We start from the raw sequence: 16882 nt of genomic DNA, 5'->3' as shown, positions 1-16882 counted from the left end.
CCGGTTTTCTAGCCAGAATGCAGATAAGACGAGGGGCAGGGACGTATGTCCGCAACAGAACGTTGCCAGGTTGTAATTGTGGGGGCCGGGCCGGTGGGCACGACGATGGCGACCTTGCTGGCCAAGCAGGGCGTGGACGTCATTGTGCTGGAAGCCAATGAGGATTGTGCCCAGGACCTGCGCGCCTCGACCTTCCACCCGCCGACGCTGGAAATGCTCGACGAGGTCGACGTGACGCCGATGCTGCTGGCACGCGGGCTCAAGGCACCGGTCTATCACTGGCGCGACCGGCAATCGGGCGAGGTGATCGATTTCGATCTCGGCGAGATCGCCGACGTCACGCGCTATCCCTTCCGCATCCAGTGCGAGCAATATCATTTGTCGCGCGCGCTGGCCGAAGGGTTGGCCCGCTATTCCAATGCGCAGGTCCGCTTCAGCCATCGGCTGCTGTCGTTCGATCAGGACGCGACCGGCATCGACGTGTTTGTCGAAAGTCCGACGGCGGTCCAGCAGATCCGCTGCGATTTCCTGATCGCCGCCGATGGCGCGAACAGCGTGGTGCGCAAATGGCTGGGCATCGAGTTCGACGGGTTCACCTATCCCGAGCGGTTCCTGTGCCTGTCGACCGATGAGGACCTGACCGCGTACCTTCAGAACCTGGCGTATGTGAACTACGTCTCCGATCCGGAGGAGTGGCTGGTGCTGCTCAAGGTGCCATCCCTGTGGCGGGTGCTGCTGCCCACCGATGGCAGTGCGACCGACGACGACCTGCGATCCGATGCGCGCAAGGACGCGATCTTCGACCGGCTGATGGGCGATGGCGCCAGCGTTAAGACCTTCCACCGCACCTTGTACCGGGTGCACCAGCGTGTCGCCCAATCGTTCCGCGAAGGCCGGGTGATGCTGATTGGTGACGCGGCGCACCTCAACAATCCGCTGGGCGGCTTTGGCATGAATTCGGGCCTGCACGATGCGTTCAACCTGTTCGAAAAGCTGGCACCCGTTCTCAAGGGCGGTTCACCCGATGCGCCGCTGGCGCTGTTCGATCGCCAGCGGCGCAAGGTGACGCACGACTTCACCCAGGCGCAGACGATCGAGAACATGGCGTTTATCCGGGGCGGCGCGGGCGAGGGGCATGAACTGCGCCGCCAGAAGATGCTGGCCATCCAGCAGAATGATGAAAACCGCCGCGCCTATCTGCTGAAGCAGGCGATGTTCGACAGCCTCGACAAGGCGCGCGCAATCAACTGACCGCGCCGCACGGCCGGTCTTGCTGGAAAGGTGGAGCCATGGGCGACGTTCTGGGTTGGCGCAGCATGCTGGGGGTGGTCGCGCCGTCCACCAACACCGTGGTGCAGCCCGATATGGAGCGGATGCGTCCGCACGGCGTGACCAACCATTTCTCGCGCATTTACGTCGAAGACCCGGTGGCGCTGTCGAACGAGGATTTCATCGCCGGGACCACCGCCATTGCCGAAAACACGATGGATGCGGTGCGATCGGTGATGACCTGCCGCCCCGATTATCTGGTGCTGGGCATGTCGGCGATCACCTTTTACGGCGGCGTTCAGGGATCGGTCGATTTCAAGCGCAAGGTCGAGGCGGTCGCAGGCGTCGGAGCGAGTACCGGTGCGGAATCGATTGCGGCGGCGCTGAAGGTCTATGGCGGGGTCAGGACGGTGAGCTTCGTCTCGCCTTATTATCCGGTCGCCAATGCCGAGGTCCGGCGGTTTCTTGAAGAGTCAGGCTTTGCCGTCGCGCGCGACGTGCCGCTGCAATGCCGCTGCTGGACCGATATCGCCAAGGTGACGCCCGAGCGCTTGCGCGAAGTGATCGACCATCTCGACGGGCCGGATGTCGATGCCATCGTTCAGGTCGGCACCAACCTGTCGATGGTCGATCTGGCCGCCGAGGAAGAGGCGATGCGCGGCAAGCCGGTGATCGCGATCAACACCGCGACCTATTGGCACGCCTTGCGCGCCTGCGGCATCGATGATCGGATCGCGGGGCTGGGCCGTCTGTTGGCCGAGCATTGATCGTTATTCCGCACTGCCCTTGCGCATGCGGAACAGTTCGCGATCCTCGGGGCCGAAGCCGCGCCGCCAGATTACCCAGCCGTAGACCCCCAGGATCGCAGGAATGCCGAACGCCAGCTCAACCCATTCGGGCAGCCTGGTAAAGCCATAGCCGACGACGCTCGAGGCCGCCGCCGCCCACACTAGGGCCCAGCGCCAGCCATTGACTGGCGCACCCAGCAGTTTCGAGAGCAGCCGCGCCTTGACGATCGAGGCAAAGCCCAAAGCCAGCGCAAGGGCCAGGGCCACGCTGGCGGCCTGGAACAGCGGCGGCAGACCCATCGCCTGCGCGGTGAGGATCAAGGCGACGCTCAGGCCAGCCTGCAGCGCCAACATGGCGAGCGAGATCATCAGGTTGCGGTGGCGCGCAATGTAGACGAGCGCGGATTCGCTGACGGCTGCGGTTGCCGCAACCACTTCTGCTGCCAGCAGGAATGCGAGCGCGCCAGTTCCGCCGACGAAATTCGGCCCGACCAGCCCCATCACGCCTTCGCCGGGGATGCCCAAAGCCAGCGCGACGCCCATCTGCGCGGCGATGATCCAGAAGCCGACCTGGCTCACCTGCCGGGCGATTTCGGTCATCTTGCCGCTCTGCAGGTTGCGCGCGATCACCGGGCCCAGAATGGGATCGAAGCTGGTCTTGAGCTTCTGCGGCAGGCTGGCGACCTGCTGCGCGATATAATAGATGCCGACCACGGCAGGCGCTGCGAACAGCCCCAGCACTGCCAGGTCGAGCCGCCGGCTTCCCCATTCGATCGCGTCGGCTGCCGCCAGCGGCGCGTTGCGCCGTGCCATGCGCAGCAGCTTGAGCGGGCGGGGTTTCCACCCGGCTGGCCAACCGTAATTGCGCATCATCGGCCAGATGGAGGCGATGAAGGCCGCCGCCATCGATGCGATATACGACAGGATCAGCCCGTCGGTCGGGGTGAGGTAGAAGAATATCCACGCGGTGATGCTGATCGTCCAGGGCTCGATCACCGATCGCGCGCGCACTGTTGCGGCAATGTCGAAGCGATAGGCCAGCGCGGCCAGCGCGATATCCGATCCTGCCACTGCAAAGATGACCAGCGGCAGCAGCCGGTCGATATCGCCGGCCTGGCTGTTGGGAAACATGATCTCGGGCAATAGCATCAGCCCTGTGGCTGCGATGGCCGAGGCGATGAAGCTGACCAGCATGCCATCGGCGACGACCTGCGCATGCGGGCGAGAGGTGTGCGCCAACTGCGCGGCCAACCCGCGTTTCAGCCCCAGGGTGGCAATCTGCGCAGCAAACTCCACCACCAGGATCGCATAGGCAAAGCGGCCCAGTGCTTCTGCGCCATACAGCCGCCCGGCGATGAACAGGAACGGCAGCCGCGCCGCCAGCCGGAGAAGAAAGCCGAAGAAGTTGGTGCGCCCGCCCTTGGCCAGCGCCTGGATGTCACCGCCGGGGGCTGCATCCTTGGGGGTGGCAGCCTCGCCTTGCGTGGCGCCATCAGACCCGGATGGGCCTTGCGGGGGCGTTTGCTCCTGACGCGGCGGCAATGATGTCAAAACGGTCTACCCAACCCAAATCCTGCTGCTCTTAAGCAGCTTTGGCACGCTTTGGCTAGGCAGCGCGTCAGACCGGCGCGCCCAACAGCCCCCAGTCTGGGGCAAAAAAATCTGATCGCTGCCGCAACCCTTTGATGCGCGGGCCGTAAACCCCGTCATGCATTATGCATCAACAGGGTAGTGGAGCCAAATATGCGTAAACTCATTCTTACCAGCATCGCCAGCGTTGGACTGATCAGCCTCGGCGCTTGCCAGAGCGAACAGGCCGACCAGGTCGAAGACCAGGCTGAAGCCGAAGCTGAAGCGCTGGAAAACATGGCTGACGAAGCCCCGACCGAAGCGCAGGAAGATGCGCTCGACGCGCAGGCTGAAGCTGTCGAAGACGCGGGCGAAGCAAGGGCTGACCAGATCGACGCAAACGACGGAATGGCCCCGGCCACGACTCCGAACCAGTAAACCTTCCCCTTCGAAGGTCGAAAGGCGGCGGCGGATCGAAAGATCCGCCGCCGTTTTAGTATGCGCGGTGCATAGGTGGACTCGGCATCAATTTGCTCTGAAACCGATCAATAACTGCGCGCGATTTGGCTCCGCCTTCAAGCAACATGATTGACTTGCAGGGAAATGTTGCTGATATGTTCTTGCCGTTTTTCCTCACAGGAGCGGCAAGATGCGGGATTCGGCGCATGGGCAGCAATGCGGTTTTGCATGTTGGCTACGAACGGGACGCTTGCCGGATCGAGATCCAGGAACGGCGATCGAACGCAAGTTCAGTCTCTGGCATGATCCCGATGACGGGCGCTTCACCTTTGCGGGCCAGGGGCGACGTTATGGCCAAGGTCGCTCAGGTTCTCCCAGCAGCGCCAAGCCGCAAAAGCGCGGTAAGGTCCAACCGGGCGGTGGATCGTTCGGCGGTGCGGGCGCCAGTGGATCGTTTGGCAAGCCATCACCGCCCAGGCCTAAGCCCAAGCCGCGGCCAGTATCGCGTTAAGCCAGGAAACTTCCTGGCTGGTCGCCTGCTCAACCCGCCCCTTGGTCAAAGCCTCGGGTCAGACCGGCACTCGTTCGGCCTGCCGAACCCCCGTCATGGCGGCCCGTTGAGCGTAACGGGTACACCTATCACCTGGACGATAACGGCGATCTGCACGAAGTTGATGTTCCGAAGCTGGCTACTGAAGCGCAGACGCCGCGCTCAAGGTCAACCCAGCGCAATGCGGGCAAGCCTGACCGGCTTCCGAACGATGATGGCGGCCACTTCATTGCACACCGGTTCAATGGCCCAAATGACGCATTCAATCATTTTGCCCAGGACAGGTCCTCGAACCGAGGCCGTTACCGTGTGGTCGAACAGAAATGGGCCGACGCGCAAGCCGCAGGCAAGCATGTGTCGTTTAAGATGAAGATCGACTATCCGAAAGGATCAAGACGGCCTGACTTCGTCCATATCTGGTATGGCACTGGAGGGCCGCCCATCTATGAAAAGATAGACAATCGTTCCGGTCATTCTCCAATGAAGCCCAAAGTGCGGAGGAAAAAATGAAGGACTGGAAGACCGAAATGGCTGATATCATTCATGACGTCGCCTGCAACCTTGTCCGCAAACATGGGGACAACAATCGAGGAATTCTCGTTTTGGCTGACCTTGACGGAGGTGTCCGTTATTCGGTTTACGTCGGCAGGCAGCGATTTGTGGAGTACATCTTCGTTACAGAAGACGATTTCAAAAACGTCGATCTTCTCGATGATCTCCGGTTTGTTCCACCTGCTGACAAGGTGCCGCTAGGAATAGAAATATTCATCAAAAATGAAGGGGCGTCATCAAAATTAGTGTATCTTCAGGATGTGCCCGAAGATCATCTACCGTATGATGACCGAGAGTCCTTTGTCATTTACTATTTTGGGGATTATCCGATCAAATATCCGCCGATGCCCAGCGATGCGCAGACACTGCCCCGGTCCGGGTGGCGCACAAAGATGCGCTGAGCGACGCGCAGAGCCGTGCTTGCTACACGATAGGGGGTGGTAATGGGGAATATGGGCACAAGGCGATGGAAAGCCGACCTCTTCGCCGATCTCGCCTCGACCCTGCGCTCGGAGACGAGTTTCAGCCCCCTAGGCACGCTGATGGTTGCAGCGGTGGAAAGCCGATACATCAGCGTTGCGCGCTTTCTGGATCGGGGCAGCTATATTGCGTTCGCCCAGCCGGACTATGACAAATATCGCGATACGCTTACCGAGCTCTGGGCTATGGAGCCACTAAGCTGCCGGTGGCACGAAATCCATTATCTCATCCGGGGTAAGGAGGTGCGCGTCACCTATCTCTATCCCGAAGATGTTGATTTCGACATTTCCGAGCTCGATCGCTGGGGCGACGCGGCGCAGACGATTTATGGCGCGAAGAGGATTGTCTACCCGCACGGTCGTGGCAGTGCTCAGATCAGGTAGTGCTTTCAGCAAACATCACCCGCTGTTCCTCAGTGCGGTCGCAATCGCGTTGATCGACAGCTGGATGCCCTCCGGGATACGCTCGTCGGTCTCGCCTGCGCGGTGGCGTTTGATCAGTTCGATCTGCAGCAGGTTGAGCGGCTCGATATAGGGCAGGCGCAGGCGGATCGAGGTATCGAGCGCGGGGTTGTCTGCCAGCAACCGCGATTGGCCGGTGATGCTCAGCAGATTGTCATGCGCGGCGTTCCAGCCCGATGTGATCTGGCCGAACACCTTTTCACGCAAGGCGTCGTCGGGGACCAGGCCTGCATAATGGCGTGCGATATCCATGTCGGACTTGGCGAGCACCATCTCCATATTGCCGAGCAGCGCCTGGAAGAACGGCCAGCCCTGCGCCATGCTGTTGAGCAACCCCTTGTCGGCAAAGCCGCCCAGAGCCTGGCCGACACCGTACCAGCCCGGCAGCATGATGCGCGCCTGTGCCCAGCTGAACACCCACGGAATCGCGCGCAGGTCCTCGATCCGCTGGCTCTTGGAGCGGCTGGCGGGGCGTGATCCGATCTTGAGGTCGGCGATCTCGCTGATCGGGGTGGCGGCGCGGAAGAACTGGTTGAAGCCCTCGGTGCCGTAGACCAGGTCGCGATAGGCGCGGAAGGCATCGCGCGAGATCATGTCCATCGCGGCAGCGAAGCGCGCTTCGTCGGCTTGGCTGACGCCGTCATGGTCGAGCGTCGCGATCAGCGCGGCAGAGGTGATCGCCTCCAGGTTCAGCTCGGCACTTTCGACCGTGCCGTATTTGGCGGCGATGACCTCGCCCTGTTCGGTGATGCGGATGCGGCCCTGCACCGTGCCCTTGGGCTGTGCGCGGATCGCGGCAAAGCTCGATCCGCCGCCGCGCCCCACTGCGCCGCCGCGTCCGTGGAACAATTGCATCGCAATGCCGGCATCGGCGAACACCTTGGCCAGCGCGCGGCTGGCATGGTTCAGGCTCCAGGTGGAGGTCAGATAGCCGCCATCCTTGTTGCTGTCCGAATAGCCGACCATCACCTCCTGATAGCCGCGTGCCTTCACCAGGCCTGCGATTTCGGGCAGCGCAAAATAGGCGCGCATGATCTGCGGCGCGTTCTCCAGATCGCCGATCGTCTCGAACAGCGGCACCGCCATGATCGCCGCCTGAGCCACCGCGCCTGCAGTCTCGCCAGGGCGGTACAGGCCCGCTTCCTTGAGCAGCAGATTGACCTCGAGCATGTCCGAGACGCTCTCGGCCTTGCTGATGTTGTAGGCGGTGATCGACTGCGGGCCGTACATCGCGTGCGCGCGGGCGGCGGCCTCGATGATCGCGAGTTCCTTGGCGGTTTCCTCGCTATACTCGTGCCAGCGGTTCACCAGCAGGCGGCCATGCGCCAGCTCGGCACGCAGCAGTGCGATCCGCGCCGCCTCGTCGAGCGTGGAATACTCGGCGCTGACGCCCGCGACATTCAACAACTCGGCGACCACGCGCTCGTGCACATCGCTGTTCTGGCGAAGATCGAGCGTGGCGAGATGAAAACCGAAGACTTCGACGGCGCGGATCAGCCGTCCCAGCGCACCGCCGCTGGCCAGGATGCCTGCGCCATTGTCGGCCAGGCCATTGGCCAGCACGGTCAGGTCGCGGCGCAGATCGCCGGGACTGGAATACGCTTCTCCGGACAGCGCGGACGGACGCGGCGGCTGCTTGCCCGTCAGCGCGACATGGGTTGCGACCAGCCTGGAATAGATGCCGGCGAGCGCGCGGCGATAAGGCTCGTCGGCGCGGCTTGGGGCGTTGTCGCCGCTCTTTTCAGCAAGGTCGAGCACCGCCTGCGGTGTGTCCGACAGGCCGGTGGCGATGGATAGATCCTGCCCCAGTGCGTGGACGCAATCCAGATAGTGGACCAGCACGGTTTCTGCCTGACGCCCCAGCGCATGGCGCAGCGCATCGGCGGTGACGAAGGGGTTGCCATCGCGGTCGCCGCCGATCCAGCTTCCCAGCCGCAGGAATGCAGGTGGCCGATGGCCCAGCACGCGCTCCCACCGGGCATATAGCATCGGCAGCACCGGCAGGAACACGTCCTGCATGTAGGCGCGTGCGTTCTCGACTTCGTCGGCGACAAACAGCCGTTCGCGGCGGAGCGGCCGGGTCTGCCACAGCAAGGCGATCTGGCGGTGCAGCGCCTCGTCGATGCGGTCGCCGCTGGGGGTTTCGCTCATTCCCGCGTCGCGCATCTTCATCAGGTCGGCGACGCGGTTCTTGTGATCGATCATCGACTTGCGACGCACTTCGGTGGGGTGCGCGGTCAGCACCGGAACGATCAGGCTGTGGCCCAGCAGATCGGAGATTGCCGAATCCGTCACGCCATGTTCGCGCAGCCGCGCGACGGCCTCGGCCACGGTCGCGCCGGTATCGTGTTCCACGCCCTGGCGATCTTCAGCAAGGTTGGCGAGCATCGAAAACAGCATGAATCCGCGCACAAACGCGAGTGTGTCATCGAGGTTCAACGCCTCCAACCCGGAATCGATATCGTCGGCCCCGGTAATTCCGCGATGCCGGTCGACACTGGCCGAACGGATATACTCGGTCTGGCGGAACAGCTTTTCGCCGCCATAGGCGCGGATGACGTCGCCCAGGATCCGGCCCAGATAGCGGATGTCGGGGTTCTGGCTGATGGGGGTGGGCGGACTGGTGTCGGTTTCAGGCATAGGCCTATATGCTGCGCTGCAAAAACTCTGGGGTCAAGGGTGTGCTTCGATTGCGCGCAAACGATTGCAGAATTCTCTGCTTGAAAAGTCTCGAATTTGTCATGGGTTCGTGACAGAGCTGCGGCGCAGTTGAAGGAGTGCCCAGATGAACCGCCCGCTTGCCGCTTTGTTGTGCCTGTCCGCTCTGTGGGCGGTGCCGGGTGCTGCCCAGCATAATGCACCAAAGGACGCCGCACCCGACAAGGAGCGCGGCGAACAGACTGTTGCCGACTACACCGCGCAGGGCCAGGCGCAGCTGCAGGCGCGGCTGGCGATGCAGGCGCGCACCGGCAAGGCGAAGAACCTCATCATCTTCATCGGTGATGGCATGGGCGTCAGCACGCTGACCGCCGCGCGGATCTGGCAGGGACAGAAAACTGGACGCGACGGCGAATCGACAGAAACCGCGATTGATGCGCTGCCCTTCTCGGCGCTCGTCAAGACATACAGCCATGACTTCCAGGTCGCCGACTCTGCGGCTACGGCAACCGCGCTGGTGACCGGTACCAAGACCCGCTCGGGCATGCTGTCGGTCACACCTGCTGCCTTGCGCGGCAAGTGCGAGACCGCAACTGGCAAGGATGTGCCGACGATCTTCGAACAGGCGGGCAGCGCGGGCAAGGCACTGGGTCTGATCTCGACCGCACGGATCACCCACGCAACCCCGGCATCGGCCTATGCGCACAGCGTCGATCGCAACTGGGAAAGCAACAGCGAGCTGCCTGAAGGCGCCAATTGCCGCGATATCGCGCGCCAACTCGTCGAATGGCCGCAGGCGGGCCAGCTCAAGCTGGTTCTGGGTGGCGGACGCACCGCGTTCACCCCCAAGGACCAGAGCGATCCCGAATATGCCGACAAGAAGGGCAACCGCACCGACGGCCGTGATCTGATCGCGGAGTGGAAGAAGCGCAACCCCAAGGGCCAGTATATCTGGAACGCTGCGCAGTTCGGTGCGATCGATGCCGCCAGCGATGCGCCGGTGCTCGGCCTGTTCGAACCCAGCCACATGCAGTTCGAGGCGGACCGTGCGGGCGACAAGGCGGGCGAGCCTTCGCTCGCCGAGATGACCGCGCTGGCGATCGACAAATTGGGCAAGTCGGAAAAGGGCTATGTGCTGATGGTCGAAGGTGGTCGCATCGACCATGCCCATCACGGCGGCAACGCGCACCGCGCGCTCGATGACACCGTCGCATTCGACGCGGCGATCGCCAAGGCACTGGAGAAGGTCAACCTCGACGAGACGCTGGTATTGGTCACCGCCGATCACAGCCATGTCTTCACCATCGCTGGCTATCCGCCGCGCGGCACATCGATCTTCGGTCTCGCCAGCGTGACCGAGGACGGCGAGCCGCTGAACGCCAAGGATGGCAAGCCCTATACGACATTGGGCTATGCCAACGGCCCCGGCGCGAAGGTCAACGAGCCGCGCAACGACCCTTCAAAGGAAGACACCGAAGCGCTGAACTATCAGCAGCAGGCGACCGTCCCGACCTCGGGCGAAACGCATGGCGGCGAGGATGTGGTGCTGAAGGCGGCGGGCCCCCAGGCGCACCTGTTCCACGGCACGCTGGAGCAGCACAGCATCTATCACATCGCAAAGCATATCCTGGGGATGTAACTTCCCGAAATCCTCCCCGAGCAAGCTGGGGGAGGATTTTTGGTTACTCCCGGTGCTTGCCCCCCGCCAGGGTCGGCGGTCAGCGCCCGATCGGGTCCGCCACCGCATCCGCGCGCGGCGCATAGCCCGGCGCGACGCGGGCCTTGCTTGCCTGCTCGAAGGCGTACCCGGCCTTGATCACCGCATGGTCCTGCCACTGGCCGCCGATGATCGACAGGCCGACGGGCAGGCCCGCGACATATCCCATCGGTACGGTGATGTGCGGATAGCCGGCGACGGCGGGCATCTGGCTCTGGCTGGGGCCGATGCTGTGATCGCCATTGACCAGATCGCTGACCCAGGCGGGTGCGTTGCTGGGTCCGACGAGGAAGCGGACGTCGTGCGTCTTGAGCAGCTTGTCGATGCCCTCGGCTCCGGCGAGCCGCTTGGATTTGGCCAGCGCTTCCTTGTATTCGGGGTCATCCAGCCCCTTCTGGCTTTCGGCCAGATCGAACAGCGACTGGTCGAACCAGGCGAGTTCGGTCGCGGCATTGGCGGTGTTGAACGCGATCACGTCCTTGAGCGTGCGCGCCGTGACCTGCGGGGGCGTGGTGGCGAGATACGCATTGAGATCGGCCTTGAGCTCGACCATCAGCACCTTGAACTCGGCCTCGCCCAGGCCTTCGAGTCCGGTGCGGCTGTCCTTGATCTCGACCAGCACCGCGCCTGCGGCTTTCAGCTTCTCCAGCGCGGCGTCGAACGCGGCATGGACGCGGGCATTGCCGCCCTTGCGGTCGGTCAGCACGCCGATGCGCACGCCTTTCAGATAATCGGGCGAGAGGTTTGCGGCATAATCGGTCTTGCGCGCGTCGGCCTCTGCGGTGGCGGGGTCGGCGGGGTCGGTCCCGGCGAGCGCGGTCAGCACCAGAGCGGCATCGGTGACCGAGCGGGCCATCGGGCCTGCGGTATCCTGGCTATGGCTGATCGGGATCACGTGGGTGCGCGAGACAAGGCCGAGCGTGGGCTTGAAGCCGACCAGCCCGTTGATCGACGAGGGGCAGATGATCGAGCCGTCGGTCTCGGTGCCGACGGTCGCTGCCGCGAGGCTCGCAGCGCCAGCCGCGCCGCTGCCCGAGGACGAACCGCAGGAATTGCGGTCAAGCGCGTACGGATTCTTCACCAGCCCGCCGACGCTTGACCAGCCGCTGACCGAATCGTTCGAGCGGATATTGGCCCATTGCGACAGGTTGGTCTTGCCCAGGATGATCGCGCCCGCCGCGCGCAAACGCGCCACCAAAGGCGCATCGCGGTCAGTGACATTGGCGAGCAGCGCGGTCGATCCGGCGGTAGTCGGAATGGGGCCCTTCGCCTCGATATTGTCCTTGATCAGGATCGGGATGCCATGCAGCGGCCCACGCAGCTTTCCAGCCTTGCGCTCGGCATCGAGCATGCGGGCTTCCTCGATCGCGCCGGGCATCACCGCGATGACGCTGTTGAGCCTGTGCGACGATTCGTCATCGATTAGGTCAATCCGGCCCATATAGGCCTGCACCAGCTCTTCGCTGGTGACCTCGCCCGACGCCAGCATGGCGGCCAAGTCGGGGATCGATTTTTCCTCGATCTCGAAAACCATCCGCGCCATCCGGGGCGTGGGTGTTTCGGCATGAGCGGCAATCGGGGTGAGGGCGGCAAGCGCCAGGGCAAGCATACGCATGACAGGCACGATAGCGTGCTGTTCCTGTCCGGCAAGATACCGCGCGCGAATTGTGTCTGCGCCTCTGGGCAAGGCGTGCTGCCGCGCCCATATCGCCGCCATGCCCGAGAAACGCTACACCAAGTCGAATCTGCCCGAAAAGACCTGCGAGGCGTGCGGGCGGCCCTTTGCGTGGCGCAAGAAATGGGAGCGCGACTGGGACAATGTGAAGACCTGCTCGGAACGCTGCAAGGGTGACCTCAGGCGCAAGAACCGGGCGGGCTGAGCGCCTATTCCTGCGCGGCGATTGAGTCCGCGATAGCGACCATCTGCCGTGCCTGCTCGAGATGCAGCAGTTCGGCCATCTTGCCATCGACCCGGATCGCGCCCTTGCCTGCATTCTCCGGCAGCGCGAAAGCGGCGATCACCGCATGCGCCCAGGCGAGGTCTTCTTCGCTCGGCGAAAACATCGTGTTGCATGGGGCGATCTGATCGGGGTGGATCAGCGTCTTACCATCAAAGCCGAACATCAGCCCTTGCCGCGCTTCGGCCTCGAAAACATCCAGATCGCGGAACTCGTTGCACACGCCGTCGAGCACCGCGACACCATGCGCGCGCGCTGCTGCCACCGCCAGCGTCAGAATCGGCAGGAACGGCGTGCGCTCGGGCGTCAGCTTCGCGCGCATTTCCTTGGCGAGATCGTTGACCCCCATCACGAACAGCGACAGCCGCGTCCCCGCTGCGAGCGCCGCCAGCGCATCGAGGTGCGGCACCACCGCGCAGGTCTCGATCATCGCCCACAACTGCAGCCGCGAAGGGGCATCGGCGAGCGCCGCGTTGCAGGCGGTGATGTCGCTGGGTCGATAGACCTTGGGCACCAGCACCGCGTCGATATTGGCATGAACGACGGCGGCGAGGTCATCCCTGCCCCAGGGCGTGTCGAGCGCGTTGATGCGGATCGCCAGCTCGCGGTTGCCAAAGCCACCCTCGGCGACTGCCGCGATCGCGGCGTTGCGCGCGTCCTCCTTGGCCTCGGGCGCGACCGCATCTTCCAGATCGAGGATGATGACATCGGCGGGCAGGCTGCGCGCCTTCGCCAGCGCGCGCGGGTTGGAGGCGGGCATGTAGAGCGCGCTGCGCCGGGGTCGTGCACTGTCGGACATGGGGCCTCCTGCAGGTTAAGCCGCCGGATTAGCACCCAGATAGCGGAAGGCAACCACGGTGAGGTCGTCGCTCGCATCGGCACCGTCCTCGAACACGCGCACCGCATCGCGCAGACCGGCGACCATCGCCGCTGCGCTCGATTGGTCACCGGTCAGCGCATCGCGGGTGCCCGGGTTACCGAACAGCTGCTCTGCGCGGTTCTGCGCCTCGGTCACGCCATCGGTGATCAGCACCAGAGCCTCGCCCGGCTGCAGGACCAGTTCCTCGGCGGGCCAGGGATAGTCCATGATGCAGAACGGCGGACCACCCTCAAGCGGTTCCTCGATGATCGCGCCGTCGGTGGTGATGCGCAAGGGGTTGTCGTGCCCGGCGTTGACCATCTCCACCCGCCCGGTGGCCAGATCGATGATGCACAGCAGCATGGTGAGCCCCAAGGCATCGCCGCTGTCGCGCATCAGCTCTTCGTTGAGCTGCGCGGCTGTGTCGGCAAGGCCGCCGGGGCTGCGCAGCATCACGCTGCGCGACAGGGCCTTGGACAACGCCATGAACAGCGCGGCAGGCACGCCCTTGCCGGTGACATCGGCGATCAAGATGACGATGCGGTCGGCATCCAGCCGGATGATGTCGTAGAAATCGCCGCCCACCGATTTGGCAGCCTCGAGCTGCGCGGCGATGTCGATGCGCGGGTCCAGTGTCGCCAGCGCGGTCCGGTCGGGCAGCATGCCCAGCTGGATCGCACGTGCCGCGCCCAATTCGCCCTCGCTGCGGTTCTGCGCATCGCGCAGGGCTGCGCGCTCGCGCCGCGCCTCGCTGAACAGCGCTGCGAACACGGCAAGCGCGCTGCCGGTGCCGAGCAGCAGCGGGCGGACGGGATCGAACAGCACGTCGCTGAAGCGAAACATCAGCCAGCTTGCCAGCGGCAGCACGATTGCGGCGCCGGTCAGCACCATCCAGCTGGTGCGGCCGCGCGACTGGCCGGCGGACAGGAGCAGCAGCACGATCGCCAGCATGCCGCCTGTGATCCATTCGGCTGCCTGGCTCCATGCAGGACGCACCAGCCAGCCGCCCCGGCTGATCGCATCGGCGGCCTGGGCCTGTACCAGCACGCCGAACATCTCCGCGCCGAGCGGCGTTGCGACGATATCGGGCGAGCCTTCGGCGGTCAGCGAAATGACGATGGTTGTATCCTTGAGCTGGGCAAGGTCGAACTCTTCCGACATGATCTCGATCGCGGAATAGACATGCGCATCGGGCACCTCGCCGAAGTGCAGCCGCATCCTGCCGTTATGATCGACCGGTATCGCTTGCGCGCCGATGGTGACAGTGTCCGGCGCAATCGTGATGTCCGGCGCGGTCCCGGTGCGGTGTTCCAGCGCGACGCGGACCAGTTCGAGCGCCAGGCCTGGCACGACGGCCTCGCCGGTCTTCAGCACCAGCGGAATGCCGCGCACCACGCCATCGCCATCGGGCGCACCGTTGAGCAGGCCAAAGCCGGGTGCGCGTGCTTCCAGCGCGTCCAGATTGCTCTGCACAACCGGATAGCGGGGCAGGGCAGGCGGCGGTGTTCCGGTGATCGTTGCCCATTGGGTAAGGTCTGCCGGATCGTGGCCGCCCAGCGTCACGCCTGCGCGGCCCAGCACGACGGGCGCAGTGCTGATGGCATCGGCAAAATCGCCGTCCTGGCTTTCGAGCCCCTCGATCCACGCCTGGATCGCCGGATCGTCGGGCGCGTACAGGCGTGAAAAACGCGACGGGCTCACGGCGTCCGGCTCGACGAACAGGATATCGAACCCGATCGCCGCGACGCCGCCCTGTGCCAGCCTGCGGGTCATCGTCGCAAGCACGCTGCGTGGCCAGGGCCAGCTGCCGATCACGTCGAGGCTTTCTTGGCCGATCGCGACGACGCGCACGTTGCTGGCTGCCAGATCGCGCGGGGCCAGCCGCTGCCAGCCATCGAACACCGCATTTTGCGCGCGGGTTTCAAGCACTACGCTCAAAAGCGCGGCCAGCGCCAAGCCAGCCAGCGCGGCCAGCCAAAGGCTCCGCGAAGGTCGCGCGATGGCAAAGGCGCTAGAGCGCGACTTCAAGGCCGTCATAGGCGCACAGCACCTCCAGTGGAGCATGCTCGCGGGTCAGTTCCTCGTAGCGGATGCTCTCGGCGTGCATCCGCGCGATATCGGCGTCGGAATAGACCGGTTCATGGTGAAACAGCGCCAGCCGCTTCGCGCGCCCACCATGACACAGGTCGATGGCGACGATGTTGCTCGAATGGCCCCAGTCTTCCTTCATCGAGACGCTGTCTGCCAGCGAATACATCGTGTCGCAGATGACCAGATCGGCTTCGCGGAAGAAATGCTCGACATCGGCCTCGCCGTCCATCTTCTCCAGCTTGTGCTCGCTGTCGGTGCTGAACACCGCGACCTTGCCGGCCGCATCGGTGAACCGGTAGCCGAAGCTGCTGTGCGAATGGTGCTGTTCCATCACCTCCACCAGCACCGCGCCGATCTGATAGACCTCGCCGGGCCGGAGCGTCCGGAATTCGATTTTCGCGCGCAGCCAGTCGAACGCGACCGGGAACGAGATTTCCTCCTGCTGGCGGCGCAGCGCGGTTTCGGCATCGTCATGGCCGGAATGGATGATGATATGCGCATTGGGGTCGAACGCGGGCACGAAGAACGGGAAGCCCATGATATGGTCCCAGTGCAGGTGCGACATGAAGAAGTGATAGACCCGGGCATGGCCGCCAGCGCAGCGGCGCATCGCATCGAGCCCGAACCCGCGCAGCCCGCTGCCCATGTCGCAGATGATATAGGCGTCGCCTGTGTCCGGGTCGCCTGCTTCGATCTCGACGCAGGTGGTGGCACCGCCAAAGGTGCCGCTGGTGGCGAAGTCCAGATCGCTGCGGGCAAAGCTGCGGGCCTCGTCGATGTCGGCGAAGCTGCGGCCGGATGCCGCCAGCAGGGCCTGCGCCACCTTTTCCTGCACAATGGACGCGGTTGCTGCCACCGGCAGCGATCCGCGCGTTCCCCAGAACCGGACCAGCATGCTTTCCCCCCAAGACTGTGCCGTGCCGCCCCCCAAGACGGCGTTCTAGATGGCGGCCTCTATGCTATCTGTGACGGCGAACAGCTTGTCGTAGCGGCTGATCGCCAGAATTTCCTTCATCACGTCATTGGGTCGCGCAAGCGCCATTGCGACGCCCGCCGCATCGGCCTGACGCTTGGCGAGCGTCAATGCGCGCAGGCCGCGCGAGGACATGTAATCCAGCCCCGCAAAGTCGACGATCAGCTTGCGTCCCGCCGACTCGGCGGCGAGCGCCACGCTGGCGGTGAGATGTTCGGTAAACGCTTCGGCGGTCGCTTCATCGACGCGGCCATCCGGGCTCGCAACAACACAACCTTGTTGCTGGGTGCTGGACCACTGCATGTCTTCTGCCTTTCGCATGATGAAGCAGCGTAGCGATAAATTGCGGCAGTGTGAAGTTACCCCGCATGTCGCCAGTTACAGCTTTACAAACGCACGAATATTTGTCGAAAAGTGGCAAAAAGGGGTATGGGGCAGAGATGGGGAACGGGCTGCCACAGGGAAATAGCGTAACGGCGGGGGATATGCCGCCCGCCG

General features: G+C 64.0%; 14 protein-coding genes and 1 pseudogene. 8 read left to right on the top strand and 7 right to left on the bottom strand.

Going from position 1 to position 16882, the window contains the following annotated elements; translation table 11 throughout:
• Positions 1-45 precede the first annotated feature (45 nt).
• Positions 46-1251 (top strand): FAD-dependent monooxygenase, encoded by a 1206-nt coding sequence (locus D618_RS0102645; protein ID WP_040370164.1) that lies wholly within the window; start codon positions 46-48, stop codon positions 1249-1251.
• A 38-nt stretch (positions 1252-1289) separates the two neighbouring features.
• A complete protein-coding gene (locus tag D618_RS0102640; protein WP_017669933.1) occupies positions 1290-2036 on the top strand; it encodes an arylmalonate decarboxylase in 747 nt (248 codons plus the stop codon).
• A gap of 3 nt (positions 2037-2039) precedes the next feature.
• Here D618_RS0102640 and D618_RS0102635 read toward each other — a convergent pair whose 3' ends face one another.
• Entirely contained in the window at positions 2040-3494 is a 1455-nt protein-coding gene (locus D618_RS0102635; RefSeq protein WP_051041221.1) for a polysaccharide biosynthesis protein, read from the bottom strand.
• A 306-nt stretch (positions 3495-3800) separates the two neighbouring features.
• Between D618_RS0102635 and D618_RS0102630 the strand changes: the two genes are divergently transcribed.
• The 4 genes and pseudogenes from D618_RS0102630 to D618_RS0102615 all read left to right on the top strand — a co-directional run bounded on the left by D618_RS0102630 (position 3801) and on the right by D618_RS0102615 (position 6050).
• On the top strand, positions 3801-4064 hold the full coding sequence (locus D618_RS0102630) for a hypothetical protein (protein WP_017669931.1): 264 nt from the start codon (positions 3801-3803) through the stop codon (positions 4062-4064).
• Between the two features lie 655 nt (positions 4065-4719).
• Positions 4720-5145 (top strand): annotated as a pseudogene (locus D618_RS19240) (DNA/RNA non-specific endonuclease); the annotation flags it as partial.
• Complete coding sequence (locus D618_RS0102620) at positions 5142-5588, top strand: hypothetical protein (RefSeq protein WP_017669929.1); 447 nt, start codon at positions 5142-5144, stop codon at positions 5586-5588. The pseudogene D618_RS19240 and the gene D618_RS0102620, both read left to right, overlap by 4 nt.
• A gap of 42 nt (positions 5589-5630) precedes the next feature.
• Entirely contained in the window at positions 5631-6050 is a 420-nt protein-coding gene (locus D618_RS0102615; protein WP_017669928.1) for a hypothetical protein, read from the top strand.
• A 15-nt stretch (positions 6051-6065) separates the two neighbouring features.
• Here D618_RS0102615 and ppc read toward each other — a convergent pair whose 3' ends face one another.
• Entirely contained in the window at positions 6066-8768 is a 2703-nt protein-coding gene (gene ppc, locus D618_RS0102610) for a phosphoenolpyruvate carboxylase (RefSeq protein WP_017669927.1), read from the bottom strand.
• A gap of 145 nt (positions 8769-8913) precedes the next feature.
• Here ppc and D618_RS0102605 point away from each other — a divergent pair, with 145 nt between their 5' ends.
• Complete coding sequence (locus D618_RS0102605; protein WP_017669926.1) at positions 8914-10425, top strand: alkaline phosphatase; 1512 nt, start codon at positions 8914-8916, stop codon at positions 10423-10425.
• A gap of 79 nt (positions 10426-10504) precedes the next feature.
• Here D618_RS0102605 and D618_RS0102600 read toward each other — a convergent pair whose 3' ends face one another.
• The gene (locus D618_RS0102600) at positions 10505-12118 is read right to left on the bottom strand and encodes an amidase (RefSeq protein ID WP_017669925.1); all 1614 of its coding nucleotides are present in this window, start codon (positions 12116-12118) and stop codon (positions 10505-10507) included.
• Positions 12119-12218: 100 nt separating this feature from the next.
• Here D618_RS0102600 and D618_RS17480 point away from each other — a divergent pair, with 100 nt between their 5' ends.
• The gene (locus D618_RS17480; protein ID WP_017669924.1) at positions 12219-12383 is read left to right on the top strand and encodes a DUF2256 domain-containing protein; all 165 of its coding nucleotides are present in this window, start codon (positions 12219-12221) and stop codon (positions 12381-12383) included.
• 4 nt (positions 12384-12387) lie between these two features.
• Here the strand turns inward: D618_RS17480 and D618_RS0102590 are convergent, their stop codons facing one another.
• The 4 genes from D618_RS0102590 to D618_RS0102575 are packed head-to-tail and all read right to left on the bottom strand — an operon-like array spanning position 12388 to position 16687.
• The gene (locus tag D618_RS0102590; protein ID WP_026091211.1) at positions 12388-13260 is read right to left on the bottom strand and encodes a CoA ester lyase; all 873 of its coding nucleotides are present in this window, start codon (positions 13258-13260) and stop codon (positions 12388-12390) included.
• A 15-nt stretch (positions 13261-13275) separates the two neighbouring features.
• Entirely contained in the window at positions 13276-15357 is a 2082-nt protein-coding gene (locus tag D618_RS0102585; protein WP_017669922.1) for a CHASE2 domain-containing protein, read from the bottom strand.
• A complete protein-coding gene (locus D618_RS0102580) occupies positions 15332-16306 on the bottom strand; it encodes an MBL fold metallo-hydrolase (protein WP_017669921.1) in 975 nt (324 codons plus the stop codon). The genes D618_RS0102585 and D618_RS0102580 overlap by 26 nt, the downstream gene beginning before the upstream one ends.
• 45 nt (positions 16307-16351) lie before the next feature.
• The gene (locus D618_RS0102575; protein WP_026091210.1) at positions 16352-16687 is read right to left on the bottom strand and encodes an STAS domain-containing protein; all 336 of its coding nucleotides are present in this window, start codon (positions 16685-16687) and stop codon (positions 16352-16354) included.
• Positions 16688-16882 lie beyond the last annotated feature (195 nt).

Origin of the sequence: Blastomonas sp. AAP53, from assembly GCF_000331245.1 — a bacterium.
In the GTDB taxonomy this organism is placed as follows: domain Bacteria; phylum Pseudomonadota; class Alphaproteobacteria; order Sphingomonadales; family Sphingomonadaceae; genus Blastomonas.
This window is presented reverse-complemented; position numbering and strand designations above follow the sequence as displayed.

What these genes read in the sequence shown, in the direction of transcription:
- D618_RS0102645 (WP_040370164.1), top strand. Translation starts at nt 46, where the DNA reads ATGTCCGCAACAGAACGTTGCCAGGTTGTAATTGTGGGGGCCGGGCCG.
- D618_RS0102640 (WP_017669933.1), top strand. Translation starts at nt 1,290, where the DNA reads ATGGGCGACGTTCTGGGTTGGCGCAGCATGCTGGGGGTGGTCGCGCCG.
- D618_RS0102630 (WP_017669931.1), top strand. Translation starts at nt 3,801, where the DNA reads ATGCGTAAACTCATTCTTACCAGCATCGCCAGCGTTGGACTGATCAGC.
- D618_RS0102620 (WP_017669929.1), top strand. Translation starts at nt 5,142, where the DNA reads ATGAAGGACTGGAAGACCGAAATGGCTGATATCATTCATGACGTCGCC.
- D618_RS0102615 (WP_017669928.1), top strand. Translation starts at nt 5,631, where the DNA reads ATGGGGAATATGGGCACAAGGCGATGGAAAGCCGACCTCTTCGCCGAT.
- ppc (WP_017669927.1), bottom strand. Translation starts at nt 8,768, where the DNA reads ATGCCTGAAACCGACACCAGTCCGCCCACCCCCATCAGCCAGAACCCC.
- D618_RS0102605 (WP_017669926.1), top strand. Translation starts at nt 8,914, where the DNA reads ATGAACCGCCCGCTTGCCGCTTTGTTGTGCCTGTCCGCTCTGTGGGCG.
- D618_RS0102600 (WP_017669925.1), bottom strand. Translation starts at nt 12,118, where the DNA reads ATGCGTATGCTTGCCCTGGCGCTTGCCGCCCTCACCCCGATTGCCGCT.
- D618_RS17480 (WP_017669924.1), top strand. Translation starts at nt 12,219, where the DNA reads ATGCCCGAGAAACGCTACACCAAGTCGAATCTGCCCGAAAAGACCTGC.
- D618_RS0102590 (WP_026091211.1), bottom strand. Translation starts at nt 13,260, where the DNA reads ATGTCCGACAGTGCACGACCCCGGCGCAGCGCGCTCTACATGCCCGCC.
- D618_RS0102585 (WP_017669922.1), bottom strand. Translation starts at nt 15,357, where the DNA reads ATGACGGCCTTGAAGTCGCGCTCTAGCGCCTTTGCCATCGCGCGACCT.
- D618_RS0102580 (WP_017669921.1), bottom strand. Translation starts at nt 16,306, where the DNA reads ATGCTGGTCCGGTTCTGGGGAACGCGCGGATCGCTGCCGGTGGCAGCA.
- D618_RS0102575 (WP_026091210.1), bottom strand. Translation starts at nt 16,687, where the DNA reads ATGCAGTGGTCCAGCACCCAGCAACAAGGTTGTGTTGTTGCGAGCCCG.